The following is a 25,990-nucleotide window of genomic DNA, read 5'->3' on the forward strand; positions in this document are numbered from 1 at the left end:
CAAGCCTGGCTGGCGATATATTACAGCGCACATGCTGCAAATCAATACTGCCTGATGTAAAAGGTGACGAGATTGTAGTATTACTATAGCACGGCTGATGAGTTTGTTTGGGCGCGCGATTCTCTACTTTATAAATATTGAAAAATATGAAATAATATTAACCATAGGTTGAAACATTTCTACATACTATAAGTTGTAATAGCACACACACGATAACCATTATTCAAGCTACTTACTTAACAGACCTACTACATCTTTAAAAAATAAATTTATGTTTCACCACGTTAAATCACTACAATTTAATGCCAGGGTTTCACGCCCTGACCCGCGCTTTGCTAACCTTTTACTGGAGCAATTCGGCGGCGAAAATGGTGAGCTGGCCGCAGCCATGCAATACTTTACCCAGGCATTTGGCGCAAAGGTGCCGCACCCGGACAAATATGATATGCTGATGGATATCGCAACCGAAGAATTCAGTCACCTGGAGATTGTCGGCGCAACCATTCAGATGTTGTTAAAGGGCGTTAATGGCGAGCTAAAAGATGCCGCTGAACAAACAGACTTCATGGTAGCTATGAATGGCAAAGCCGAAAAAGAGAGCGTGATCCATGCTGCATTAACCGCTAATCCGCAATTCCCGATCATTACTGGCGGCGGACCGACACCACGCAATAGCCAGGGTGTGCCATGGTGCGCGTCCTACATCAATTCAAACGGTGATCTTACAGTTGATTTGAGGAGCAATTTGGCTTCTGAATCGAGAGCAAAACTGGTATATGAGCACTTAATGAAATTTACCGATGACCCGTATGTTAAAGAGACGCTATCGTTTTTAATGACCCGTGAAGTAACGCACTATAAAATGTTTGAAGCTGCTTTAGACAGCATCCAGCCTAACTTCCCGCCGGCAGTATTAGCCGCCGATCCGCGTTATTTGCAGAACGTTTATAACTTATCTGAAGGCACGGTACGCGGCCCATGGAATGAAGGCGAAATTAAGGGCATGGGTAAAGAATTTATCTATGTTGAAAACCCTTTACAGCAAGTTCAGGAAACAGAAGGCCAAACCAAGCTACCCGGTAATTTTAGCAAAGAACTTAAGGCCAGCGAAAAGCTAAACAAGGAAATGAGCGAAGTAAAAAGCGCGGAAGTTAAAAATGCGGAACCCGAAGGTGTTGCGCAATGGAGTACTTACAGTGAAAACACTACTAAAGCTTAATGAAACCAGTTAAAATAATAAATAACGGGAGCCTTGTGCTCCTGTTATTTACACTGTTTTTTAGTGCTTATGATTCAAATGCCAGCCAAAAAACAGATTGGCAATAGCCAGGATACAACGAGTGTAAATAAAAGCGGCGGTCCAGCAATACGCGATACAGCGACTATTACTAAAGACCGCAGGGATTCGGCTAATCTGCCTGCTAAATCAAACTCAGCCAAAGGCAATGCAGATCCTACAGGCCATATAAGCCCTAAATCAAATAATTGAGATGCTACTCCCACCTTTTGGAATGACTAACAACTGTTATTCTGGCTGAAGTATAATAATATTAACACCTTAACATACTGATATGGAACCACATGAAACAAACCGGGTCAAACAGATCCATACCGATTTTAAGCAAAGCATCTGGCTGGATTTTATAGACCGCGAGATTATGCGTTCGGGCAAACTTCAAAAATTAATTGATGAAGATGATATCAGGGGCGTTACCTCTAATCCTGCAATTTTTGAGCAGGCTATTAGTGCAAGCGCAGATTATGATGCAGACATTCTTGAACTTTCTAAAACCAACACAGACCCCGAATACATTTTTTTCCAGCTGGCAATCAATGACATTCAAAAAGCTGCTGATTTGTTCCTGCCTATATATAATGAAGAGGTTAACGGTGCTGATGGTTATGTGAGCCTGGAGGTATCGCCACTATTAGCATTGAATGAAACTGGTACAATTAAACAAACTCGTGAGCTCTGGCAACAAGTATCACGCAAAAATGTAATGATTAAAATACCTGGCACTTTACCATGCTTACCTGCGATACGCGCGACAATTAGTGAGGGTATCAATATTAATGTAACCCTGCTATTCGGCCTCGAACGATATGAAGCCGTGGCTAATGCCTATATAGAAGGACTGGAAGATCGCCTGGCATCGGGACAGGATATTAGCAAGATTGCCTCTGTTGCCAGTTTCTTCCTGAGCAGGATAGATCTATTGGTTGACCCGCTGCTAAGTGATAAAGGGCATAACGAATTAAAAGGCGAAGCTGCAATTGCCGCAGCTAAAGCAGCTTATGCGTTGTATCGACGGATTTTTAGTGGAGATCGCTGGCAAAAACTTGCTGATGCAGGTGCCAAACCCCAGCGTTTACTTTGGGCCAGTACCGGTAATAAAAATCCTGCCTATCGCGATACACGGTATATAGAAGAATTAATAGGCCCAAACACAGTAAATACCGCACCTCTTGCTACAATTGAAGCTTTTCGCGACCATGGCAATGCATCAGCCCGCCTGGAAGCCGGCCCTGAACGAGCCATTTATTTATTGGAAGCCTTGGCTACTGCCGGGATAAATATGACGGCAATTGCACTACAGTTGGAGATAGAAGGCATTCATAAGTTTGAAGCACCTTATCAAAAATTATTAGTGGCAATAACAGATAAAATAAACACAAACAAAACAGATAAACAAAAACCTATGGAAATCTCTGAAAATACGATGGATGTGATCAATGATCTCATCGAAATTAATAATGACCGGGTAGAAGGCTTTGAAAAGGCAGCGAGGGATCTTGAAGATCATGACAGTGGCCTGAACATGATATTTAAAAAACTGGCAAATGAAAGTCGGGAGAACGCCACTGTATTAACCGAAATTGCTCAAAACAACGGGCAGGCTCCGGTAGATGGCACCAGCACCTCGGGGGTATTACACCGTGCCTGGCTTGATGTAAAATCAGTTTTTACCGGAGGCGATGCCAAGTCGATACTGGATGAATGCGAACGCGGTGAAGATGCCATTAAAGATGCCTATAGCACCGCCCTTAGTACAGAACACGAAATTGGCTACGAATTACAAGCCATTTTGCAGAAACAACAAATGGGTATTGTTGCCGGTCATGATCTGATTAAATCCCTGCGTAACCAGTATGATGACGATGAAGATAGTAACGAGGCTAATGCGGCTGAACCGGTTTCCCTTATCGGTGGTCCATCAGTAGATCCAGCTGGGCAAGGCTTTTCAGCGCAACCCAATTTTGAAGTAGCAGCTGACGAATATAATGAAAATCCAACCTACCAGCCTGAACCCGAAAGTAATTCACAAGAATCCGAATGGCAGAATGAGCAGATGGCATCGTCAGGTGATTCAAAATTGATGGAGTTTTTTATTAACGAGCTACAGGACCTGTTATGGGCAGAGCGTGAATTGGTGGAAACTTTACCAGCAATGGCCGAAGCTGCTACTTCGCCCGAGTTAAAAGCCGCCTTTGAAATGCACCTGACGGAAACCGAAAGCCATGTTAAGCGTTTGGAGCAAATATTTGGCGTGCTTGGTTTAGAACCCGAAAGCCGCAAATGCGAAGCTATGGCGGGCATACTTGACGAAGGTGAAGAAATAATTGATGCCACGGAGGAGGGAACCGCCCAACGTGACGTAGGATTAATATTTGCCGGGCAAAAAGCGGAGCATTATGAGATCGCTTCTTATGGCGGCATGATCGCGTTAGCTAAAACGCTGGGATATTATGAGATAGCTGAAACTTTGGTACTGACGCTTAATGAAGAAAAAACCGCCGACAGCAAACTAACCGAAATTGCCGAATCTCAGGCTAACTATGCTGCGAGCACAGAGTCTGCGGAAGACTAATCTTTAACTAAGCATATATTTTTGCATCTGTGCAAGCTAATACTTAAATATAATAAACACAGCCGCCCAGAATAGGTGGCTGTGTTAGTATAATTCTGAGCGAATACTGAAAGTAAAAACATTTGAATATACTTGTTGTTCAATCGACTATCATACCAAAGCCCAAACAGCCTATTCCTATTTAGGGTTTTGAGAATTGTCTATTCTGTTGAGGCTTTACACGCACAGCAGGAATTTCAGGTGGCGGCTTATTCTCAGGGGAAGACAGTTGAAGAACTTTTACGTCTGAAGCCGAATTTAACCATGAAGTGTTACCTGGTATTAACGGGCATATTCTATCTATCAAAATAAAATTGAACCAGGAAAGTAAAAACACCTACTATAGTTATTTCAGTCCCGATCAATTATAGAGGTAACTTCATTTTGTGAAGTAAAACAGTTTCTGACCAAGCCATTTGAACATCCGCTACTACTAATGCTCTTAGTGTCTAAATTACGCTGTAATAATTAATCTATTTGCTGAGGCAATTAGCTACCGTTTGTTTCAAAACGTCTATATCAAAAGGCTTGGGTAGGTAAAGGTCGGCCCCTGCGGTGGCGGCCAGTTGTTCAATATCACTATTCGCGGAAAAATAAATGACCGGGATGGTTTTTAAGATGGGATCGGCCTTGATCTGCCGTGTGGCTATCACTCCGCCTTCATCAGGTATCCAATTGTCCATTAGTATCACATCAGGTTTGTAAGTATGGATACGGGCTATAATATCGCTACAATCAGAAAATGTTTTAACAACCCACGCCTCTTCTTCCAATACAAAAGTACAGATAGACTGAATGTCTTCGTCATCATCAAAAATCATAATTTTCTTACTCATATAGCTAAAGGTATTGTTAAGTAAAAAGTAGACCCAATCCCTTCAATGCTCTGCACCCAAATTTTACCCTGATGATCATTAACGATTTTGGAAGTAATAAATAAACCCATACCCAAACCGGTATGGCTTTTCAAAACATCTTTGGCCCGATAGAATTTATCAAATACCGATGTCATGGTTTCAGGTGTCATGCCTCTGCCCTGATCAGTCACACTAATAGTGGCCAGGCCATCATCTAATAACAATGTGCTAATAGCTATATCTGTGTTCCGTTCTGAATACTTAGCGGCGTTACCCAGCAAATTTGCGAACACCTGTTCCATTCTTAATTCATCTATCAAAACTTCAGCATCGGTTGAAAAGTTAGTAGTAAATGTATGGTACGGCAAAATCTGCCGCATCACATCTACTTGCCGGTGTAAAAAACCATTTAAGCTAACCGGCTCAATTTGATATTGCAAATTACCATTCTCTATTTTAGAAATATCCAGCAATTGCTGCACCAGTGTCATTAGTTTGGTAGATTGCATGTCAATTTTGCCGAGTAATTCTCTCAAATGATCGCTCACCGGCTCTTTAGTTGCCCTTGCCATTTGCGTATAGGCTTTCAAAATGGTCATTGGCGTTTTGATCTCATGACTGGCGACAGAAATAAACTCCGTCTTTTTCTCATCGATCATCCTGGATTGCTGTATTTGGGCTTCCTGCTCGCTGGCCAATCTGTTCAGACTAACATTGCGTTGTTTAATCTCTTCGTAAGCATTTAATGGAGATGCTTCCTCAAAATCCTTCTTTAAAGCACTGATCTTTACCGGATCAAGTTTAAGTGAACGGGGCAGGCCGATCTTCATCGTGATCATATTACCGCTTTCTGTTTCTGATAATTCAAACTCCGGAACTAACTTTTGTGCGTAATAAAACCCGGCATCACCATTGGTAAAACGGATGCTGCTGTCGAATGCAACAGTCGCCATTAAACTATAACGTGTTTGGTTTTGCTCCAATCCAATAGCCAGCAAACCGTCATCAGTGTGCTCTATCACTGTCCGGGCGATCTCCGAAACTGCGGTCGCAAAAGTGGTTTGTGTTGCTAAGGTTAAACCCAGCTTCTCAGCTACCCGCATTGACCTTTTGTGGGCCAAAACGAGATCCATCTCATTTTCTAAAGAAATTAATACGACTTTGATCATTTTGTTTTCGCAATTACAACTGACATGTCATCATTCCGGCGGGCATGGTCTTTATAAATAGCTGCGGCCAGGATACTCAGGTCGTATTTATACATCAGCGGGTAACGCGACATATCGATGCGGGTTTTGATACCGTCTGAGCAGAGCATCACCTGATTGAATTCTTCGACAGGGTATTCCTGATCGTTCATGGTACCCGGAATATTATGGCCCACAATGCCGTTGTAGGACATGTGATTTTTAAAATTGACCGGACCCGACATGCGCAATGCGATATTGCCAATACCAGCTGAGGCCCACACCTTGCGTGCAAAATCATACCCCACAATATTGATTACGGCACCACGAGTCTTTTTAATGGCGTTATGGATGAAACGTAAAGTTTCAGTCGGGCTGTAATCCGGAAATACTTTAAACGCTGTAGCAGCCTCATTCACCGCCTTGTTGGCTTCAGGGCCATGGCCTAATCCATCGGCCAGCATCATTTTCATATACTTCTCTGTCTTTTTATAGGTAAAGCCGTCGCCGCTTGTTTTTTCGCCGGGTTTATAAACCACGATAGGACGCATAATGACCTGATTATTAACTTTGGCTTTTTCAGGGTTGCTGTAAACGCGGCTTAAAACAATGGTGCCCCAGCCAATCTGTGAGTACAACTCAAAAGTATCAGACATTCTTTTCATACTGCCCAATCCGTGGCCAAGCGTATTGGAGGTGGAAATGCCATCCTGCATCATGCGCGCAGGGTTAACCATACCTGGCCCGTTATCAATGCTGATGAGTTCGACATAAGGGGAACCGCCGTTAGGAAACAGCCCCATCAAAAGTTCTCCATCATTGCTGTACTTGAAAAGATTAGAGGTCATCTCGGCCACGATCAAATCTAGTTGGTTAATGCGCCCTTGTTCCATGCCGCCTTCAGCCGCCAGCCTGTGGATCTCCTTTTTGATGAGCGAAAAATAGCTCCGGTCGTCGGCTGTAAAACTGATATGTGTCGCGTCAACCATTAGCCCATTTTAAAATAACTATCACTGTACCTTCGCCCACTTTACTTTTGATCTCAAATTCATTAACCAGGCGTTTGGTGCCCGGCAGGCCCAGGCCTAAACTTTTACCGGTAGAAAAACCATCGCGCATGGCAGCCTCAATATCCGGGATACCGGGACCCTTATCAGAAAATGTAAGGCGCACACCGTTATTGCGGCCGGAGGAAACTACCTCGATGATACAAACGCCGCCGTTGGCGTAACGCATCATATTACGCACCAATTCACTGCAGGCTGTCAGTAAGCGGGTTTGGTTAACTAAACCCATTTTGATTTTTACGGCCGTTTCCTTAACGCGGTTTTTCAAAAAAACCACATCCTGTTCTTTAATGACCTGGATGGTATCTTTACTCAGTGATAAGGTCATCGGCTGTCTGGTCTTCGTCTGCGTCCTCCTCGGTTTCGTCAATCATGGATTTCAGCAATCGCATACCTTTTTCCATATCCAAAGCGGTGTGCACGCCTTTTAGCGGCAAGCCCAGCTCAATTAAAGTTATCGCTACCGCGGGTTGCATACCCACAACAACTGTTTCTGCATCCAGTATTTTGGACATACTGGCGATATTGCCGATAATTCGCCCCATGAACGAATCCACAATAGATACTGCCGAGATATCGATCAGTACACCTTTGGCGCTTGTTTTATTCACCATTTGCACCAAGTCAGCCTCCAAATTGAGCGCTAACCGGTCATAAAGATCAACTTGTATTGACACGAGCAAAAAAGCTCCCATCCTGAGAATAGGAATTTTATCCATTAGCTTCGCTTATTAAGATTTTGAAACTGCGCTGATCTTTTTGACCTCTAAACGCATCACTTTGAACGAGTAAGCTAATGCACTGGCCAAAGTTGCTTTAGTAATAATATTAGAAAGGTCGATTCCCAAATGCACAACAGTTTGTGCAATTTCAGGACGAATACCACTGATAATACATTCGGCACCCATTAGGCGGGTAGCGCTTACGGTTTTGATCAGGTGCTGTGCAACCAATGAATCTACTGCCGGCACTCCCGAAATATCCAGAATAGCAATGCTGGAACCAGTTTCCACAATTTCCTGCAATAAATTTTCCATCACGATCTGCGTGCGGGCACTATCCAAAGTACCGATGATCGGCAAGGCTAAAATGCCATCCCATACCCGTATCACTGGTGTAGATATTTCAGTAATCTCGTCGGTTTGACGTAAGATTACCTCTTCGCGTCCTTTAATAAAAGTTTCAAAAGTAACCACGCTCAGATTATCCATCAGCCGGTTAATCTTCTGGCTTTCTGTAAACAATTTCATTGGATCACCTTTAAGCTCAATCGTCAGGATTTCTAAAATGGCTTCTTTTAAAGAGAATACAAAGTTGCCGGTTTCACGAGGGCTAAAACCCTGGCGGGCACGGGTAATCGCGATCCCACCTAATATTTCGATTACCGGGCTCCATTCGTCAGAATCCAGATTGGTAAAATCTCCGCTTGATAGATTACCAACCAGTGCCGTTATCAACTCTTCAGACTGGCTGCGCAACTCATCGTTACTGATAAGGTCTTCGCGTAAACCTTCATCGGCCAGTTGGTTTTTCATCCAGAGTTCAAGGATGTTTTTTTTCTTGTTTTTTAACAATTGGTGTGTAGTTTGTGACATGGATGAAGTATACAGTTTAAAAGTTAAGCTATAAGATTCAAACTTGGCAAGTTGAATATATTGAAGGGGGTAAGGTATAAATAAGGTTTCATTATAGGAAATACTTTTTTCCTACTATTAGACAATAAAATAAAGGTTTACTGCACTGCAATGGGATTGTTGCACCAAAAGCATTAGTCCCTAATAAATTTACCCGTATAACATGTAAATTAACGCCAAATGACAACGATTACTGATCCGTTCAAAAAATTTTCAAAATTCATTATTAATTCGCAACAATAGGCCCGTTTAAATAATACGCTTTTACAGCTTTGCGGAGGTACCCACCATCGTCATCGGCTGTTTCATTAGCCCCACCGGTTAAACCATCAGCTTTATTGTCCATATAACTTGTACAACTGGAAATACCCTGACCAAATAAGAAAGCAATTACCCCGGCCTGTTTATATTGCGTTATTTTAGTCATGGATCCACTTGTAAGCACCGGCTGCATAAAATATTCCGCTATATTATCTTTATAATGGCCATCTGTGTTATTACAAGTCTGCGTAAGTGTATTCCCAATGGGTATTTGCCATAAAATAATTCTCTGCCCTGTATCTGTACTTAGCGTTTTCAGAAAACGTTGAAAGCGGTCGAAATCACTTATATTTCCGTTTGCTGCGCTCGCCTGGGTAGACCACATGGACGTGGCAGTCTTGGTTACAAGTTCACTATATCCGGCATCACGGTCAGCAAACTCAGAAAAGATAAGATCAAAAGATGCGTTTAAGGATTTATAATAGGTAGCAGTTTCAGCACCTACCTGTTCCGGATTTTTTTTGCTTTTTATTAAGTCTGCTCCCGTAGCCCACTGCGAAGCATGCCAGCCTAAAAGCACATTTGGGGCGTATTTATTGCGCATGCTTACAATAGCTTGTGCCAGGCCTTTGGCATCATTAGTAAATCCCTGTACATCTGCCTGGTTGCTTTGGCTTACCTTTATCGTGTTTTTTGTAGCATCATTCTTATACATTTCCATATAACCAAACAAGTCTGGTTCATAATGGATAATTACAGGTTTGCCAAAAGCGTTGCATATCTGTAGTAGAAATTTCCAATCGTTGAAGTATTTATTCATTACTTCAGCATCATTTAAATTAGTAAAACCAGGGTCCTGATTCCGGTTCTTAGCCGGTACAATATTATAGTACGTAAAAACCGGAATTTTACCCATCTGGTTAACTTTTGTCAAAAACGCACGGGCAAACTCACCGTTGGGAGATTCCCATGTTGCCCAACCGTTTGAGAAAATATCCCCGGCTAAATACTGATATTGATAATCCGACTCCTGAAAAAATTGATTGATATTACTAATATCGCCATTGGTGCCAAATGCCACTCTTTTAGGTAAGCCCGGAGGCATCGGTGCGGCTATGGCTGATGTTGTATCTGAAGTATTTCCAGTCCCATCATCTGCGAGGTCTGATAATGCCGCCAGATCACTTTTTCTACAGCCGGTTATTAGAACAAGTCCAATAAATATTAAAAGTCTACGCATAAATCCCCCTCAAAAGTCTCACATCAATAGCCTATTTAGCTTCGGTGAATGTATGGCATTTACTTATACAATTCTATATTTTTGAAATAAAGAATTAATTCTAAGTAAATTTTTGAGTTTTAAACTTTCCAAAAAGTTAATTAATTTACAATTGTCTAAAAAAGAGGAAGTTATGTTATTTTTGCTAAACAAATTGGCTAAAAAATTATTTAGCAGATAGGATCATGCAACTTAAGGATGGTTTTATCGTACAAGAATATTTAAAAAGCGGTGCATAATATTTTATAAATAGCACTGGCGACTGCTATGCAGCATTAAAAATTAAAAAATGACTGGAGGTCCTGAAAAAACCACAAAAATCAGTGGCGAAAAAATGCGTGAGTTAGCGGATTACATAAAAGCTAATATACCCGGATGCGGATTTGCGCTTATAGCTTTTGAAGTAGAAGAGATAGCTAATGCTAATTACATTTCTAATGTGCAGGATGAGTTTATGGTGCAGACCCTGGAACGCCAACTCAATTCCTTAAAAAATAAGACAACCTTTTTAACACCGGAAGATAAAGCTGTTACAGACTAATTCTCGTATGCCCCTATATCTGCATTATGGTTTTGCGCACGCTTATTCCCTAAATAATCATCATTGCTATATACGTTAGTATTTCCATGATGTATGGCGGGGCTATTTTTAGTTATCCTGAAATCAGCTTTTAAATTATTTGCCGGATACATAAATCCCGGATTTAACCCATTAATACATGTGGAGGAAGACACTGCAATTTCTTCTTTACCAGGGTGGGATATATTATAATGCAGGTTGTTCTCGTAAGTAAGATTGGTATTATGAAAGTTAGAATTGATTACATTTTCTGAATCAGAAACCAGGATATTATTAATGATCCTGTTACCATCGCCCAAACCCGAAAGTATCTGGCCTGCGTTTAGCTCTTTTGTTTGTGAGTTACAATATGCTGTATTATTAATAATATCAACATGATCGCTTTGAAACGTATGGATGCCCGTCCCCCCGTTGTACCAGCAAATATTATTTTCAATCAAGGTTCGCCCGTGGTAATCGCCCAGGTTAGACCCGTTTTGTTTATTTCGGAAATCATCAATGATAATCCCGTTACCATCTGTAATAGCACATTGCCTTATCCAGGGAACCAACGATTTATTATTATAACACTTGTTACCGCTTATAAAGTTATGATACCCTTTAGCGTTATCATAATTATAAAATTGGTACAGCGCAATACCACTGGTGCCAAATACGGTGTACCAACTGGAGTTATAAACGGCATTGCCCGAAATGGTAATATAATCTGCATGTGAAGCCCCTATCCCACCGCCGCCACAATCATGCACAATATTGTTTTCAATCACAATGTGATGGGCATGCTTTTTACCAGAACCACTAATAGTAATCCCGTTACCATTATACAGCGGGTCAAATTCGCCTTTTTTATTTGCGCAACTCTGAGGCTGTACTAAAGCTTTTGCCAAAGTAACCTTCGCATTGTTACCCACCACTTCAAAGCCAATTACCTTAACGTAACTAACACCGCTATTAATAGAAATACCTGCCCAGCCGTTAAAACTAAGTTTGGGGTGTTGATTAGGGTAATTAATGAAGACAATATATTTTGATTTACTGCCGCTGTTAGTAATATCCAGCACATTGCAGGCAGGGCAGGTATTTGTATAGTTGCCACCCATTACAAATACAGTATCGCCAGGCCTGGTTTTATGGGCAGCATCCTGAATATTTCTGAATGCTTTTACAGGAGTTAACCCGTTGGATTTGTTGTTACTATTCTTCTCATTTACATAGTAATTAGTAGAATAACCCTGCAAGGTCATTAATATAAATGTGACCAAAAGCCAAAAACGACTGTAATAAAAACCCGAATTTTGAGCTAAGTTTAAGTCAATCATAAGAAAAAACACTTTTTTATTTCCCTTAAGGAATTTTTATATACTTATTATTAATTCTCTTTACAGTTAACGACACTTTCAATACCTAAGCTTTAATCGCATCCATTATACTTAAAACACTGATAAACAAACCAATGAATATTTCTTATAGATTAATAAATATTATATTTTAATTAACATTTATAACTATAAATAGATAGGTGATATTCAACGGTTTTTACTGGCACGGATGTTGACTTGCCCATGCGTGGAAATAACTTTTTATAACTTTTAGATTATTTTTTTATTCAAAAGTCAAATATGATAACTTTTAAATAAAAAAGACTATCTCCGAGATCTAAAATTTATTACCCGTTCACATTGTTTTGTGATCGGATCTTTAAACGCTTAACCAACAATAGTCAATGAAACTATCTACTAAAACAAGTGCGTATAAACGCACCTTGCTCCCTTTTGCCTTATTAGCTGTATTATCAGTTATTACATCATGCTCGTCTTATAAAAAGATTCCCTATTTCCAGGATTTGAGCAGGTCTGAAATTACAACCGAAGATCTTAACAATTATACCATCCCCACTATACAGCCGACAGATCAGATAGCCATTAACGTAACCAGTTTAAACCCCGAAGCTGCAGCCGTTTTTAACAATAACACACAATCTGCCGGTACCAATACAAGCAGCCCTACTTACGGATATATTGTTGACCAAAAAGGCGAAGTTAATTTACCCTTGGTTGGTGTAGTTAAAGTTTCGGGCCTAACTACTTCGCAATTATCTGTACAATTACAGCAACAATTACAGGCCTACTTAAGCAAACCAACTGTATCTGTAAGGATGGTAAACTTTAAAGTTGCCGTATTGGGTGATGTATTGCGCCCTAATATTTATACCAGTGCAAGTGAAAGGCTTACCGTTACCGAAGCATTAAGTTTAGCCGGCGATTTAAATATTACGGGTAAACGTGAAGATGTTATTTTAGTAAGAGAGATTGAAGGTAAAAGAATATATATTCCAATCGATCTTACCTCTAAGAAAATCTTCGAGTCACCATATTTCTACCTAAAAAGTAATGATTTAATATTTGTGCAGCCAAGCAAACTTAAACTCGCTACTGTTGATACAGGTTTCCGTAATGCCAGCTTAATTATTTCGGCGCTATCATTAATTGCTATCTCTATCTCATTATTCCATAATTAATCATGAATAGCAGGCAATCTACAAATGTTAAAACAATCCCGTCTCATCAGTTTACTGATCTGCGGGTTGTTTTAACTAAATATCTGTATCACTGGCCGCTATTTGCATTAGGGTTAATTATAGCGATAGTAGGCGCGTACATTTATTTACATAACGTTAATCCGGTTTATGAAATAAGTGCCACCATACTGGTGAAGGACGAAAAGAAATCTCCGCAGGAAGATAAGGCAGCTTTACCCGAACTGAACCAAACCAGCTCGCCTAAAAATGCGGAAACAGAAATTGAAATATTAAAGTCTAAAAACCTGATTAATCAGGTGGTGAATAATTTGCAGTTATGGGTTAATTATAAATCTGATAATGGGCTAAAAACTCAGGATTTGTATGAAAGCAGCCCTGTTAAATTTTTGCTCGTTCAAAAAGCAGGTTCGTTATCCGATCAAAAGATCAACATACTTGTTAAAGACAAAAACACCTTTGTGTTTAATAATGCAAGCGGCCAAAAACAAACTGCTGCATTTAACAAACCTATAAGAAATGGCTTTGGTACTTGGTTATTGAAACCTACTGATTTCACAGACCAATACATTGGGTCAAACATAACTATTGAACTTAACGATCCCCAAAAAGTAAGCAACAATTACGTTAAGGCTATTGATGCGCACTTGCTTGATAAACTGGCGCCAACTATTGGCTTATCCATTAGTGATGAAGTACCTAAACGTGGTGTCGACTTTCTGGATACTTTAATTATGGCCTATAATCAGGCTGCTTTGATGGAGGAAAAACGTACTACTAAAAGCACCATTGATTTTATCGATAACCGTTTAGCATCCCTTACCGGCGAATTGAGCCACGCAGAAAAAAATGTGGAAGGCTACAGAAGCAGCCAGGGCATAACAGATATATCATCGCAATCGCAGGTGTACCTCGAAAATGTGCAAAACAATGGCATTAAGTTAAATGAAGTAAACGTGCAGCTTAATGTTATTAACGGCATTGAGCGATATGTCAATTCACCTAATGACAGCGGCACAGCACCTGCCACAATTGGTATTACAGACCCTGCATTAAACAGCCTGATTGAAAAACTATCCGACCTGCAATTGAAGCGTAGCGCCTTATTAGCTACTACGCCAGAGGGCAACCCCATGTTTGAGCCTATTAACAAACAAATTGCGTTAACTAAGGCATCTATTAGGCAAACGGTTCAGGGGATTAAGGCATCATTGCTGAGTTCTAAAAAAGAACTGCAGTCGTTTAACAGCAAGTCTCAATCATCGATCAAAGATATCCCAGGGCAAGAGCGACAGTTTGTGGACATGAAACGCCAGCAGTCTATTAAAGAGAACCTGTATGTTTACCTGCTGCAAAAACGTGAAGAACTGGCATTAAGTTACGCCTCGACCTTTGTTGACGCGCGGGTAGTTGATAAAGCTAACGTAGGCGATGTTACCTGGCCTAAAAAATCATTCGTATTTGCTATTGCTTTGCTTTGCGGGCTTGGCATACCTTTCATGATTATCTATTTCAGAAACTCGTTGACCAACAAGATCACAGAACGCAGAGATATTGAAAACGCATTAGATATTCCTGTGTTAGGCGAACTCTCGTACGAAGACCTGAATGATGATGTGATTGTTGTTACCAATAAGCACCACCTTATAGGCGAACAGTTTAGGGCATTGCGTACCAATTTACACTATGCACACACTAATTTGACTACGCCGTTAAATCTTTCAAAAGCATCATTGAATTTGGTAGCAGATCAGGATTTGAATGTGGAGGGCAGGGTAACTTTATTAACGTCGAGCATTTCGAAAGAAGGTAAAAGCTTCGTGAGTGTAAATCTGGCAGTATCATTGGCGGCAACCGGGCGTAAAACTGTGATTCTGGAAATGGACCTGCGTAAACCTAAGATCTTAAAGATTTTTAATCTGCAAAATGATAAACCAGGTATTAGCGAATTCTTGTCGTCGGGTATCTCAGTCGATAGCATTATCAATCCATCTGGTAAAATTGCCAATCTGGATATAATAGGATGCGGACAAATCCCGATTGATCCATCTGAATTATTGGAAAATGAGCGTTTGGTTGAACTGATTTCGGAGTTGAAGGACAGGTATGATGATATTATTATCGATACCCCACCCCTTCACTTGGTAACTGATGCCATGATTATTGCCAAACTTGCCGACGTATCACTATATATTATCAGACAAGGCTATACAGGCAAAAACGAACTGGATTTTATCAGCGAGATTGAGCAAACCGAAAAGCTGCCCAATATGCAGATCGTTTTTAACGGTATCAAGAAAAGCAAATACGGATATGGTTATAACTACGATAATAGTTATTACAACATCGAGCCTGCCAAACCAACATTTAACATCGCATGGAAAAAATTTTTAAGCAGGTTTTAACCCATCAAAATATCTCCTGCTAAGCAAAATCGATCTGAGTACCATTTAACATGCTGGATAAATTAATTGTTATCATTCCGGGTATAACCTTGTTGCTGTTTGTATTAAATATATTTTACAGGGGCAACAACGTACAGTCTTGTTTAATTTTCATCTTATCCCTATTGCCTTTAATGGATATGAAAATTACGCCGGAGGCATTTGGTGGCTTTAAAACATTTGATGCCATTTGCTTTTACAGCTTTATATTCCTGTTTAAGGATTTTATTACCATTAATCTGAAAAGCAGGAATAACATCTATTTTTTTCTTTTCATCTTGTTGGGAATCATCATTCTACTGGGCGGCCTATCGTCCGAGTTTCCGGGTAAAACATGGCTTAGCCTTATTAAGGCGCTGCCTATTTTTATTTTCGCACGCTTCTTTATGACGGAGTGCTATAAGGACACATCGTTCTTTTTAAAAGCTATCAAGGCATTAAAAGTGGGTTATGTGGCTGCAATTATCTTTTTACTCATTCAAAGAATAGTGGGGTTAAAATTCACTTTTTATCCGGGTTTATCCCCCAATACTTTCGACCCCATTTTTAACCTCACCAGGTATCCGGGCATATTTTATGATGCCCAGGCACACGGCCAGTTTCTGGCGATGGGTAGCTTCCTGTTTTTATACATCGAAAAAGGTGCGAGCCGGAGAAACGTCATACTTAATTATACCTTTTTTGTACTGTGCATTGTTGGGATTAATATGGCTGGTAGCCGGGCTGCATTTGGTGGCTTAGCATTAGGGTTAATGGTGGTGTTTTTTATGGCAGCCAAAAACTACCGCATTTATGGTTTAGTGTTTATGGTTCTTGGCTATCTGGCTTTTTCACTTATCTCTATACATACGGGAGTATTTGACCGGGCGAAAAACCTTTCGGACGATTTAACCTTCCGCCAGAATATTTGGAAAGAAGCATTTGATATTTCTAAGCAACACCCCTATCTCGGCATTGGAGATAACAATTACCAGAGTTTTGTGATCAGGCATAACCAGGATCAATACCTTGAAATTGAAGACGGGCAACTGGTATATTTCGACCAACCCGAAAACGGCTATCTGAAAATTATGGTGGAATTAGGCTTTATCGGCTTTGGCTTATTTGTGCTGCTTTTATTGATCCCACTTATAAAGGGCCTGTTACTGTTTATTGAAAATGTATACGATAAACGGGTTACATTTTTCATGGCTTCTTTAATAAGCTTTCTGGTTGCCTTCAATACTGTTTACTCAATTTTTGATAACAGGCTGCTTATTATGGTAGCCAGTATGGTTGTGCTGATAGTAGCTTACCCTATTAATACCGATACACATGAACTGGTCGAAAATTAAGCAGGCAAAATTCTTACAGTCATCACTGGTAAAAAACAGTGCATGGGGAATATTATCCAATATTCTGCAAATTTTGTTTATATGCGCCTTTTTTGCCATTGTAGCACGCAGGTATAGCTCTGCCGAATTTGCCCGTTTTTTGGTTTCAACCTCGGTTTATCAAATTGTGGCGGCCTTTTCTTCTATGGGCCTGGGCCAATGGTTTATCAGGCAATATGTACTGGAAGACAACAAGCTCACCTTTACCGGCAAGTTTTTAAAAACGCAAATTGGCTTAGGATTACTGTTTTACATTGTCAATTTGATATTCGCCTTCATCGTTTATTCCGACGTACAGATCAGATTGTTGTGCATAATCTTGGGTACCAACATTGTTTTCGACAACCTCATTAATGCGATAAGGAGCCTTAACATTGCCGAAAACCGGCAACGCAAAACTGCAGCCATATTGGTAATAGATGGATTTTTGAAATTGGTTTCAGGTTGTTTATTGTTTGTCCATCCATTTTCTGTGGTCATATTATCAGTTATCATGATAATAGCCAGGGTGCTTACGCTGGGTTTATTTATTAAACTGGGATCATCCAACAATATCAACTTCCGCTTCCTTTGGAAAGCCAAAATATCAATTGATGACCTTAAACTACTGATTATTAAAAATTGGCAGTTTATCATCATTGGCAGTATTTCTATCATCTATTGGAAAATGGGGAACATCATCATATCCAAAACACTTGCCCTAAGCAGTGTGGCCGATTATGAGATTGCATTTCGCCTATTTTCTGTTTTGTTGATATTACCAATCGTAGGCTCATCAACCATTTACCCACAGTTTATTAAGCATTTTAATGAGGGTAACCACCTTGCGCTGTCACGGCTTTACCGAACTGTATTCTTCATTTATACACTATTCGCTATTGTGTCCTACCTATTTATTTACTCATTTTCGGGTTGGATACTGCCGCTGGCCTTTGGCAAAGGTTACCCTGGCTCTGTGCTATGTACACAGCAAATGTTTCTTACCTTTTTAGTACTGCCTACCGTTTTATTGCAAGCCAATTTAATTGTAGCCATCGGTTTAGAGAAACTCGATATGTGGTTTAACATCATCAGCCTGGTCGTCAACGTAGCAGGATGCTTCATCGGGTTGTATTTTATTCGCGAGCTTTCGATAATCAATTATTCAGTTTTCTTCTCCTTCCTTGTATTCCACATTTTGCAGGATGTATTGCTGATCAGGAAAAAGATAACCACTATAAAACACTGCCTTGTGTTTTACATCCCTATGGCGCTTATTGTATTAGCCTATCGTTATCTCGCCATAAATACCAACCCTGTTGCACTTTTTATATTATTCTCCATCGCACTCTTTTTTATTGCGGCATCAGTACTTCTTCTGCAAAAAAGAAACTTCTCTTTCAATTTCCTCACACTTAAAAAACCTACTGTTTAGTATGGCGGCATTATCAATCATTATCCCCGTTTATAATAAAGAAGCACATATCGACTCTTGTATTCAATCTGTACTTAACCAATCATTCACAGACTTCGAAATCATTTTGGTGAACGATGGTTCTACAGACACAAGTGGCGATATATGCCTGGCTTATGAACAGCAAGATAGCCGTGTAGTTGTAATTAATCAGGAAAACATGGGGGTTTCGGCTGCCAGAAATACAGGCATCAATCATGCTACCGGCTATTATATTGGCTTTATAGATAGCGATGATACTATTGAGCCCGATATGTACCAGTTACTAATGGATAATGCATTAAGCTATAATGCCGATATATCTGTATGCAGGTTACGCGTTATCTTCCCTGAAAAGGCAATTATCCCTGCAGAAGATTCAAAGCTTGTCGTTCTAAATCATGATGACGCCCTCTCTGCCTGCTTAAAGGGCGACCTTGACCGTAGCGCCAATAACAAGATCTACAAACTGCCCATTGTACGTGATATTAAGTTTGAAGGCAGCATATATGAAGACATTTTGTACTCATGCAAAGTATTTTTAAAAGCGCAAAAAACCGTTCTGCAAAATTCTGTTAAGTACAATTATATACTCAGGGGCAATTCGGCAAGTATGAGTGCCTTTAACCCCAAATACATGGAGACTATCAAGGTATCGGCTGCAATGGTTGAGCTGGTATCTGGCGAAAATCCAAAATGCCTGCTGGATGCACAGGTATTCGATATCATATCTAATATCTCCCTCCTTAACTTATTACTCCTGATTGGAAAAAAAGATTACCCGGCAGAATACAACACGGTGATACGCAATCTGGACAATTACAAGTCTATCATTAACAGTAATATCCTGAAACCTAAGCATAGATATGCTTTAAAAATATTTCATTTTTCTCCACGCCTTTACACACGCCTGATGTATTGGTATGGTAGGCTCACCGATGCTGAGGTAGTTAAAAGAACCCGGAAACCAAAGCCTGCCAGTGTTTAAATATTGCATACTATATGAACTTTTTTGAATTTATATTTCAGGACTGGCGCGTTAACAAAGGGAATGTAAAGGGCCGGATTATACTGCTGCTTTTCCGAATAGCTAATTTCTGCTCTACCCGTAAAATTTATTACTATATAGGTTTTATTTACCTCCTGTTTTACCGGATACTGGTGGAGTGGTTTTTCAGTATTGAAATTCCATGGAATGTGAAGATCGGCAAAAATCTAAGTCTTTTCCATGGGCAGGCATTGGTGATGACCAACCAGGTTGTTATCGGGCATAACTGCACGCTCAGGCAATCAACCACGATCGGTAATAAACAATTAGCTAATGGCAACTATAGTACATCGCCCATTATTGGCAATTATGTAGATATAGGCAGTAACGTATGTATTATCGGGAGCATAACAATTAATGATAATGTATTGATAGGTAGCGGGGCAATTGTGGTTAAAGATGTACCCCCTTACAGCACTGTAACCGGTAACCCAGGTATTGCAAAGCCAAGAAAAGATACTACCCCAATTGTATGATGAGCAAGCCACGTATATTATTTAGTATGCCCACCCGTCACCATGTAGAAATTGCATTGGATGAGATGGAGGGAATGAAGGAATTGGGTTACCCTTGTAATAAGTTTTTTTACGCGGCCAAAGAAGGCGTAGATTCAAAAACAGGCCGCATGCGGGTTATATTTCAAAATGCTTTTAACCTCATCAAATTAGCCCGGCTATTTAAACCGGACGTTATTTACTTCAATTCGAGATTAGAAGCCCTGGCCGGAATACGCGACTTTATCACCATTTCTTTACTTAAAACTTTATACCGCCATCCGGTAAGGTTCGTTATTAAATCGCACGGATCTGATATTGAAGTATTTGAAAGCAAGAACCCGCTGATGAGTAAAATTGTGCTGCCTTTCCTTAAAAAGCAGGTTTCAGCCTGGTTTTTCCTGTCAACAGAAGAACAGAATACTATCATCAATGCGGGTTATTTATCGGCTGACAAGGTATTTGTCACTAAAAACATAGTCCGCAATACACAATTTACACCAGAAGCCAATTTTAAAAGCCTGCTTAAAATACCTGATGATCATAAAATACTGCTTTTCGTGGGTCGGATTATTAAACAGAAAGGTGTTTACGAGGTAATTAATGCGTTTCAAAAAATCAAAGAAATGCATCGTACCACCCTAATTATTGTAGGTGATGGCCCGGAACTGGAGTCTATAAAACAGCTAACAATTACACTGAGCTTAAGCAAGTTTGTGGTATTTACAGGCTTTATTCCCGAACAGGATGTAATACCTTTTTATGCAAGCAGCGACGTTCTGGTGTTTCCAACCTATTTCCCCGAAGGTTTTCCAATGGCTTTATTTAATGCGGTGGCTGCGGGCATGTGTGTAGTAACCACCCCTACACGTGCGGCTGTTGATTACCTTGTTGAACCCGAAAATTGCCTTTGGGTTGAGCCAGAGAATAGCATCCAGCTGGCTAATAAGGTTAACAATCTGCTACAGTCGCAAACGATGATGGATGAAATGACAGGGAATAATAAGATAAAAGGAAATTTATTTAGTAAACAGCAGGTATGCGCCGAATTGGCCGTAACACTTCAAAGATAATCCACTCATAATGTCTGTAATTAATTTCCTAAAAAAAATCAGGAACGAATTTCTTAGGAAAGTAGTTTATCGTAAATATAAAATAGGCCCCGGCTTTTACAGCGGCACACGTGTACGGATATGGGCCAAGAAGACGATATCCATTGGTAAAAATTTTTACATAGGCCGTGATTCATTTATTGAAAGCGATGCTATTATCGGCGATAACGTAATATGGGGTAATCGTGTAGCTTTAGTTGGCCGGTACGATCATCATTATCAACAACCCGGCGTGCCCATCCGACTGGCATCACAAATACGCGATAAAGATTATAACTGGCTTGGATTAAACAGTATAACCACTATTGAAGATGATGTGTGGGTGAGTTACGGTTGTACCATTTTAAGTGGTGTAACCATACACACAGGTAGTATTATTGCAGCCGGCTCTGTAGTTACAAAAGATGTGGAGCCTTATTCTATTTATGGCGGTGTGCCTGCAAAAAAAATCAAAGACCGCTTTAGTTCAAAGCAAGAATTGGAGTATCACCTCAGCTTACTTCAACTATAATTTCTTGGCATAATGATTATAATCATGGCTACAAATCATTTTTATATTACGTCACTTTATCCTTTTTGTGTTCACAATACTCAACACTCCATATCGCTATAGCCATAGAAATAATGACTATTAAGTCATTAAATACTCTCTATAAGAATATTTTCAACAAATAAAAGTAATATCTGCATTAAAAGTTTCTTTAGTCGATTTTTATTAACCATTAATTAACAGCGGATATATCGTGGCACAATTCGTGAATTAACTGCCAATATTAATTTATTGATTTATAATTAAATCAATGAGAACTATTTTTTTAAATAACTCCACGTACATAATGTCTTCAAATAATCAATTTGATAATATTTCAGGTTATCATTTATACTCAGAACCATTAAGTGTTCTTCCAGTCAAGCCCCAGCTCTTAATTAATACTATTAATCAATACTCTTATTGTATAGCAAACCAAGACCCTGAATTTAAAAAGTCGTTACAAGAATCAGACGTTTTATTGCCCGATGGTATAGGTGTAGTTATGGCTATCCGGTTTTTAACCGGTAAAAAAGTAGAGAAAATTGCAGGTGCAGACCTCCATCAATACTTACTTCATTCTTTGAACGAAAGCAATGGTAAATGTTTTTACCTGGGTGCTTCAAATTTCACTTTAGAAAAAATTAAGGCGAGGGTAAATGTTGAATACCCCAACATTAAAGTCCAAACCTATTCTCCGCCATTTAAAAAAGTTTTTAGCGTTGAAGACAATAAGAAAATATTTGCGGTAATAAATGCATTTCGCCCCGACGTATTATTTGTAGGTATGACAGCGCCAAAACAAGAAGTATGGGCTACAAAAAACAAACTTAAGCTTAATGCAAAATTAATTTGTTCTATAGGTGCTGTATTTGATTTTTATGCCGGTACAACTAAACGCCCAAACAAAATATGGATAAATCTGGGCATGGAATGGTTAGGCCGGTTAACATCAGAACCTGTACGTTTATGGAAACGCTACCTATATTTTGGGCCTGTATTCGCTGGTTTAATTTTAAAAGAAAAATTAAAATTACTACTGATTAGATCAGCCGTTGAGCCTATTTATATGATTAAAGCCTTAAGATCAGTTGCCTGATTTTAAGGTGGCTTGCTGGTAAAAAATTTAAAAAGAATTATTGGCAATAGCAGCTACTGCAACTTTTTGTGGTCCACTATAAGTGTTTATACCCTTTTTATCAGTAATAGTATTTTGTGATGTTTTACCGGCAAGGCGCTCATTAGCCACCAATATAATTGATGAAAAAGGGTCAATGCTTACTTTATCTTTGTAAACATTATGATGTACATCAACATAAGGTTTATCCAATTTTATGGTTTTAACTTCGTTTGTTACATTAAATTCGAACATGATATCCTCGTAAGGTAATAACTCGATAGAAAACTGGTCTTTACCATAAGCAGTTCTCCAGCGGGTTAAGTTATAGGTTTGGTTTACCCCCTTGCCGTCTTTAACGGTCGACGCCATAATTGCACTTATTTCTTTCTTTAACTGGCAATAAAAGTTACTATCTATTTGCCCGAAAGCGGTAATATCATCTTGCTGGGATGAGAATTTTGCATTCGGCTGTAAATCGTTTAAAGAAAAGAAGGTGTTATTCCGGATGTTATTATTACGGATATAGCTACTTGTAGTTAGGTAATGATCTTGCTCTAACCTTAACTGCACACCGTTGTTAAAAACTGTATTTCCGTAAATATTAATGTCTTTAGCATTATGGATCTTAATACCATTGTTGGCGCATAGGGATATTGTATTACCTGTAATGGCAACGCTCTCGGTATTGTCATCAATATAAATGCCCTCTGCCTGTAGAGATAAAGGCGATACTGTACCCGTACCATTACCAACGCCATGCATAATAATATTACCTATTACGCATTTATGCATTGTTTTAGACCAGTCGCCTATGTATATCGCCGCACCATCATCTTTTGTGAGGCAGAAATACGTGATGTAATTATTTTTAACGTAAGATGATGTGCCACCGAAATAGATGCCGTTATAGCCCGTACTATCTATTCTATTTTTTTCTATCTGGGTATTATCCCCAAATGATGTAATAGCCTCGTAAGTACCTGAGCCGTTTTTACCCATACCCGGTATCAGTCCGGTATTTTTTATTTCGTTATTAATAATGGTTGAATTAACGCAACCTGCATCTAAATTGACTCCGCCGCTTAAAGAGTGATTTATACTACAATTTTGAACAGCTAAGAACGGAGAGTAAGAAGCCGAAACGGCATCGGCACCTGTTAAATCAATATTACAATGCCGCAGTATAATTTTGTTTGAATTAGTGATATTGAAAGCATTATTACCGGCACCAATAAATGATAAATTCTCGAAGACGATATTATTGAACTTCGTGATGTTTACGAGATTAGTTTCTGCGTTGGTTTGAATGATGAAATTTTCAGGGTTCCTGTTTCCCAAATAAACCATCATCATTTTTCGCGATGCATCATAATACCATTCACCAAATTGATCTAATGTTTTAGCACTTTTTTGTATAAAGTAGCCAAAGCCATTTGTAGGCATATCTTTAGTACCAGCCGCGTAACTAATTATGCCACCGGCATCTGATGTTATGGCACTTTTATCAATAATCCACCTGTTTTTACGGATCACCACTTCACTGCCGGTCCAGTTGTTTAAATCACCCGGCTGATTGTTGGTAATAGATGTATTTCCTTGATGCGATTTATAGGTCAAATAACCTTTATTAGGGTAACGCCCTATAGCTTGTTGTACCCCATTTAAAACAAGCATACTGCCGTCAGTTACGCATGGGCTTTCGTAAATTCCATTTTTAACTAATTTCCAGTATTTAAGCGTTGTTAAACCATTTATTTGAGGCGTGTTCCCATTGCCGTAAGCACCAAAATAAATTGGTGCAAAAACAGCACCCGATTTAGCGACTGCAATAGTACCATAGAAAATTTCTCCTCTTTTAAAGAGTACAGAGTCGCCTGCGCCAAGTAACTTAAAATAAGTATTTAATTTATCTAATGATTTCCAGGGGGTAGATGGGTTATGGGCCTGCACATCAGTATAGGCATCGTTACCTGCAGAACTTGAAATATAATAGGTAGAACCGTATGATTGGTTGTAACCAAACAAAATAACGGCTATAAATAAACCCACATTAGGGTTTAATTTAGAAAGCAGGCTACGCAAGTATGGGGTATTTTTCATAACTCATTATGCTTTATTATTGTTTAGGATAACCGACTAACAAAGCATATAGAATTTATATACCACACCGCCTACTATCAATATTTGTTTAAAAACAAGACAAGGGTTAGGCTGCTTTCGCATGTATTACCAATGTATACGAGTAATAAGATATTAAAGTTGTGTATAAATGTCTTATTTACAAATACTAAGGCTAATATAGATTTAAATTGAAAACATTAGTATTAATTTGTTGTACACTTATAATAATTAAAACGAAACATAAGTGGCATATATGGGTTAATATCCTACTCAGCGCAATACAATTGCTGATTCTGATTTACCATTCTATAATCCACCCTCCCTTTTGAAACAAAAAGTTTTTTTATTCAAAATATTCTTTGAATTTATTAGATGTGCGCCTCATTTACTGTTGTATGCCTTACATAAAAACAGAAATACCATTTATGCCGATGTAGAGAGGTGGATGAAAATATATGCGCTTAATTATAGCAGGCTTATCGGCTTTTTATATTTATTAAGTTTTTACCCAGAATACCGAAATGTATTTTATCTGCGCATTGGTGCCGGGAAACATTTATTAAATATTATTTGCCCACGATTATCTACATTATATATCTATACAAATGATATTGGCAAAGGCTTGTTCATACAACACGGTTTTGCAACCATAATTGCAGCTAAATCAATAGGCGAAAATTGCTGGATCAATCAGCAGGTTACAATAGGGTACTCTAATGATACAGATATGCCGACACTGAACAACAACGTAACTATTAATGCAGGTGCCAAAGTTATTGGTGATGTTTTAATAGGCGATAATTCAATTGTTGGTGCAAATGCCGTTGTTGTTAAAAATGTGCCCGACAACTGCACAGTAGTAGGTGTACCCGCATACATTATTAGAAGAAATGGATTGAAAGTATCAGCAGATGATCAGAAGTTATAACACTATATCAGATTATAGTTCCGCAGTTCTATTTTCTAACAATAAAATAAATTTAAATCGCGTTCAGAACGATGTTTACC

The 25,990-nt window shown here is 39.3% G+C and carries 23 protein-coding genes; 14 read left to right on the top strand and 9 right to left on the bottom strand.

All coding sequences use genetic code 11. The annotated features are described in order from the left end of the window. Positions 1 to 271: 271 nt before the first annotated feature. The 3 genes from PQO05_RS18390 (at position 272) to tal (ending at position 3,869) form a co-directional block, all read left to right on the top strand. Entirely contained in the window at positions 272 to 1,219 is a 948-nt protein-coding gene (locus PQO05_RS18390; protein ID WP_273628901.1) for a manganese catalase family protein, read from the top strand. Positions 1,220 to 1,297: 78 nt separating this feature from the next. Beyond that, on the top strand, positions 1,298 to 1,489 hold the full coding sequence (locus PQO05_RS18395) for a hypothetical protein (RefSeq protein WP_273628902.1): 192 nt from the start codon (positions 1,298 to 1,300) through the stop codon (positions 1,487 to 1,489). An 82-nt stretch (positions 1,490 to 1,571) separates the two neighbouring features. After that, positions 1,572 to 3,869: a transaldolase gene (gene tal / locus PQO05_RS18400; protein WP_273628903.1), complete on the top strand. Its 2,298-nt coding sequence runs from the start codon at positions 1,572 to 1,574 to the stop codon at positions 3,867 to 3,869. Between the two features lie 512 nt (positions 3,870 to 4,381). Here tal and PQO05_RS18405 read toward each other — a convergent pair. The 7 genes from PQO05_RS18405 to PQO05_RS18435 form a co-directional block, all read right to left on the bottom strand. Next, positions 4,382 to 4,744, bottom strand: a complete 363-nt coding sequence (locus PQO05_RS18405; RefSeq protein WP_273628904.1) for a response regulator — start codon at positions 4,742 to 4,744, stop codon at positions 4,382 to 4,384. Then, positions 4,741 to 5,934 (bottom strand): sensor histidine kinase, encoded by a 1,194-nt coding sequence (locus PQO05_RS18410; protein ID WP_273628905.1) that lies wholly within the window; start codon positions 5,932 to 5,934, stop codon positions 4,741 to 4,743. The genes PQO05_RS18405 and PQO05_RS18410 overlap by 4 nt, the downstream gene beginning before the upstream one ends. Further along, a complete protein-coding gene (locus tag PQO05_RS18415; protein ID WP_273628906.1) occupies positions 5,931 to 6,941 on the bottom strand; it encodes a PP2C family protein-serine/threonine phosphatase in 1,011 nt (336 codons plus the stop codon). Before PQO05_RS18415 ends, PQO05_RS18410 begins: the two co-directional genes overlap by 4 nt. Then, a complete protein-coding gene (locus tag PQO05_RS18420) occupies positions 6,934 to 7,347 on the bottom strand; it encodes an anti-sigma regulatory factor (RefSeq protein ID WP_273628907.1) in 414 nt (137 codons plus the stop codon). Before PQO05_RS18420 ends, PQO05_RS18415 begins: the two co-directional genes overlap by 8 nt. Then, positions 7,328 to 7,696: an STAS domain-containing protein gene (locus PQO05_RS18425; RefSeq protein ID WP_273628908.1), complete on the bottom strand. Its 369-nt coding sequence runs from the start codon at positions 7,694 to 7,696 to the stop codon at positions 7,328 to 7,330. The genes PQO05_RS18420 and PQO05_RS18425 overlap by 20 nt, the downstream gene beginning before the upstream one ends. 54 nt (positions 7,697 to 7,750) lie before the next feature. After that, entirely contained in the window at positions 7,751 to 8,614 is an 864-nt protein-coding gene (locus PQO05_RS18430) for an STAS domain-containing protein (RefSeq protein ID WP_273628909.1), read from the bottom strand. 265 nt (positions 8,615 to 8,879) lie between these two features. Next, positions 8,880 to 10,154, bottom strand: coding sequence for a hypothetical protein (locus tag PQO05_RS18435; protein ID WP_273628910.1), 1,275 nt, complete (start codon positions 10,152 to 10,154; stop codon positions 8,880 to 8,882). A 328-nt stretch (positions 10,155 to 10,482) separates the two neighbouring features. On the opposite strand from PQO05_RS18435, the gene PQO05_RS18440 reads away from it, so the two are divergent. Beyond that, on the top strand, positions 10,483 to 10,734 hold the full coding sequence (locus PQO05_RS18440; protein WP_273628911.1) for a hypothetical protein: 252 nt from the start codon (positions 10,483 to 10,485) through the stop codon (positions 10,732 to 10,734). On the opposite strand, the gene PQO05_RS18445 is transcribed toward PQO05_RS18440, so the two are convergent. After that, complete coding sequence (locus PQO05_RS18445) at positions 10,731 to 12,017, bottom strand: right-handed parallel beta-helix repeat-containing protein (RefSeq protein ID WP_273628912.1); 1,287 nt, start codon at positions 12,015 to 12,017, stop codon at positions 10,731 to 10,733. The genes PQO05_RS18440 and PQO05_RS18445 overlap by 4 nt on opposite strands. Before the next feature lie 479 nt (positions 12,018 to 12,496). Between PQO05_RS18445 and PQO05_RS18450 the strand changes: the two genes are divergently transcribed. The 9 genes from PQO05_RS18450 (at position 12,497) to PQO05_RS18490 (ending at position 22,840) form a co-directional block, all read left to right on the top strand. Then, positions 12,497 to 13,291 (top strand): polysaccharide biosynthesis/export family protein, encoded by a 795-nt coding sequence (locus tag PQO05_RS18450; RefSeq protein WP_273628914.1) that lies wholly within the window; start codon positions 12,497 to 12,499, stop codon positions 13,289 to 13,291. Positions 13,292 to 13,293: 2 nt separating this feature from the next. Further along, complete coding sequence (locus tag PQO05_RS18455) at positions 13,294 to 15,714, top strand: GumC family protein (RefSeq protein ID WP_273628915.1); 2,421 nt, start codon at positions 13,294 to 13,296, stop codon at positions 15,712 to 15,714. A 50-nt stretch (positions 15,715 to 15,764) separates the two neighbouring features. Further along, positions 15,765 to 17,087, top strand: a complete 1,323-nt coding sequence (locus tag PQO05_RS18460; RefSeq protein WP_273628916.1) for an O-antigen ligase family protein — start codon at positions 15,765 to 15,767, stop codon at positions 17,085 to 17,087. After that, complete coding sequence (locus PQO05_RS18465; RefSeq protein ID WP_273628917.1) at positions 17,068 to 18,540, top strand: MATE family efflux transporter; 1,473 nt, start codon at positions 17,068 to 17,070, stop codon at positions 18,538 to 18,540. The genes PQO05_RS18460 and PQO05_RS18465 overlap by 20 nt, the downstream gene beginning before the upstream one ends. A 1-nt stretch (position 18,541) precedes the next feature. After that, entirely contained in the window at positions 18,542 to 19,546 is a 1,005-nt protein-coding gene (locus PQO05_RS18470; protein WP_273628918.1) for a glycosyltransferase, read from the top strand. Between the two features lie 14 nt (positions 19,547 to 19,560). Further along, positions 19,561 to 20,082, top strand: coding sequence for a serine acetyltransferase (locus PQO05_RS18475; protein ID WP_273628919.1), 522 nt, complete (start codon positions 19,561 to 19,563; stop codon positions 20,080 to 20,082). 26 nt (positions 20,083 to 20,108) lie between these two features. Continuing rightward, a complete protein-coding gene (locus PQO05_RS18480; RefSeq protein WP_273628920.1) occupies positions 20,109 to 21,173 on the top strand; it encodes a glycosyltransferase family 4 protein in 1,065 nt (354 codons plus the stop codon). A gap of 10 nt (positions 21,174 to 21,183) precedes the next feature. Next, on the top strand, positions 21,184 to 21,723 hold the full coding sequence (locus tag PQO05_RS18485) for an acyltransferase (RefSeq protein WP_273628921.1): 540 nt from the start codon (positions 21,184 to 21,186) through the stop codon (positions 21,721 to 21,723). A 325-nt stretch (positions 21,724 to 22,048) separates the two neighbouring features. After that, positions 22,049 to 22,840, top strand: coding sequence for a WecB/TagA/CpsF family glycosyltransferase (locus tag PQO05_RS18490; RefSeq protein WP_273628922.1), 792 nt, complete (start codon positions 22,049 to 22,051; stop codon positions 22,838 to 22,840). A gap of 27 nt (positions 22,841 to 22,867) precedes the next feature. Here the strand turns inward: PQO05_RS18490 and PQO05_RS18495 are convergent, their stop codons facing one another. Next, the gene (locus PQO05_RS18495) at positions 22,868 to 24,961 is read right to left on the bottom strand and encodes a right-handed parallel beta-helix repeat-containing protein (RefSeq protein ID WP_273628923.1); all 2,094 of its coding nucleotides are present in this window, start codon (positions 24,959 to 24,961) and stop codon (positions 22,868 to 22,870) included. Positions 24,962 to 25,307: 346 nt separating this feature from the next. Here PQO05_RS18495 and PQO05_RS18500 point away from each other — a divergent pair, with 346 nt between their 5' ends. Beyond that, complete coding sequence (locus PQO05_RS18500; protein WP_273628924.1) at positions 25,308 to 25,910, top strand: serine O-acetyltransferase; 603 nt, start codon at positions 25,308 to 25,310, stop codon at positions 25,908 to 25,910. Positions 25,911 to 25,990: the final 80 nt, after the last annotated feature.

It is taken from the genome of Mucilaginibacter jinjuensis (assembly GCF_028596025.1).
Classification (GTDB): domain Bacteria; phylum Bacteroidota; class Bacteroidia; order Sphingobacteriales; family Sphingobacteriaceae; genus Mucilaginibacter; species Mucilaginibacter jinjuensis.

Bases quoted from the DNA above. Each gene is read 5' to 3' on its own strand.
- PQO05_RS18445 (WP_273628912.1), bottom strand. From the start codon at position 12,017: ATGACCTTGCAGGGTTATTCTACTAATTACTATGTAAATGAGAAGAAT.
- tal (WP_273628903.1), top strand. From the start codon at position 1,572: ATGGAACCACATGAAACAAACCGGGTCAAACAGATCCATACCGATTTT.
- PQO05_RS18490 (WP_273628922.1), top strand. From the start codon at position 22,049: ATGTCTTCAAATAATCAATTTGATAATATTTCAGGTTATCATTTATAC.
- PQO05_RS18440 (WP_273628911.1), top strand. From the start codon at position 10,483: ATGACTGGAGGTCCTGAAAAAACCACAAAAATCAGTGGCGAAAAAATG.
- PQO05_RS18430 (WP_273628909.1), bottom strand. From the start codon at position 8,614: ATGTCACAAACTACACACCAATTGTTAAAAAACAAGAAAAAAAACATC.
- PQO05_RS18475 (WP_273628919.1), top strand. From the start codon at position 19,561: ATGAACTTTTTTGAATTTATATTTCAGGACTGGCGCGTTAACAAAGGG.
- PQO05_RS18455 (WP_273628915.1), top strand. From the start codon at position 13,294: ATGAATAGCAGGCAATCTACAAATGTTAAAACAATCCCGTCTCATCAG.
- PQO05_RS18485 (WP_273628921.1), top strand. From the start codon at position 21,184: ATGTCTGTAATTAATTTCCTAAAAAAAATCAGGAACGAATTTCTTAGG.
- PQO05_RS18395 (WP_273628902.1), top strand. From the start codon at position 1,298: ATGCCAGCCAAAAAACAGATTGGCAATAGCCAGGATACAACGAGTGTA.
- PQO05_RS18480 (WP_273628920.1), top strand. From the start codon at position 20,109: ATGCCCACCCGTCACCATGTAGAAATTGCATTGGATGAGATGGAGGGA.
- PQO05_RS18410 (WP_273628905.1), bottom strand. From the start codon at position 5,934: ATGATCAAAGTCGTATTAATTTCTTTAGAAAATGAGATGGATCTCGTT.
- PQO05_RS18465 (WP_273628917.1), top strand. From the start codon at position 17,068: ATGAACTGGTCGAAAATTAAGCAGGCAAAATTCTTACAGTCATCACTG.
- PQO05_RS18405 (WP_273628904.1), bottom strand. From the start codon at position 4,744: ATGAGTAAGAAAATTATGATTTTTGATGATGACGAAGACATTCAGTCT.
- PQO05_RS18450 (WP_273628914.1), top strand. From the start codon at position 12,497: ATGAAACTATCTACTAAAACAAGTGCGTATAAACGCACCTTGCTCCCT.
- PQO05_RS18460 (WP_273628916.1), top strand. From the start codon at position 15,765: ATGCTGGATAAATTAATTGTTATCATTCCGGGTATAACCTTGTTGCTG.
- PQO05_RS18420 (WP_273628907.1), bottom strand. From the start codon at position 7,347: ATGACCTTATCACTGAGTAAAGATACCATCCAGGTCATTAAAGAACAG.
- PQO05_RS18415 (WP_273628906.1), bottom strand. From the start codon at position 6,941: ATGGTTGACGCGACACATATCAGTTTTACAGCCGACGACCGGAGCTAT.
- PQO05_RS18495 (WP_273628923.1), bottom strand. From the start codon at position 24,961: ATGAAAAATACCCCATACTTGCGTAGCCTGCTTTCTAAATTAAACCCT.
- PQO05_RS18435 (WP_273628910.1), bottom strand. From the start codon at position 10,154: ATGCGTAGACTTTTAATATTTATTGGACTTGTTCTAATAACCGGCTGT.
- PQO05_RS18390 (WP_273628901.1), top strand. From the start codon at position 272: ATGTTTCACCACGTTAAATCACTACAATTTAATGCCAGGGTTTCACGC.
- PQO05_RS18470 (WP_273628918.1), top strand. From the start codon at position 18,542: ATGGCGGCATTATCAATCATTATCCCCGTTTATAATAAAGAAGCACAT.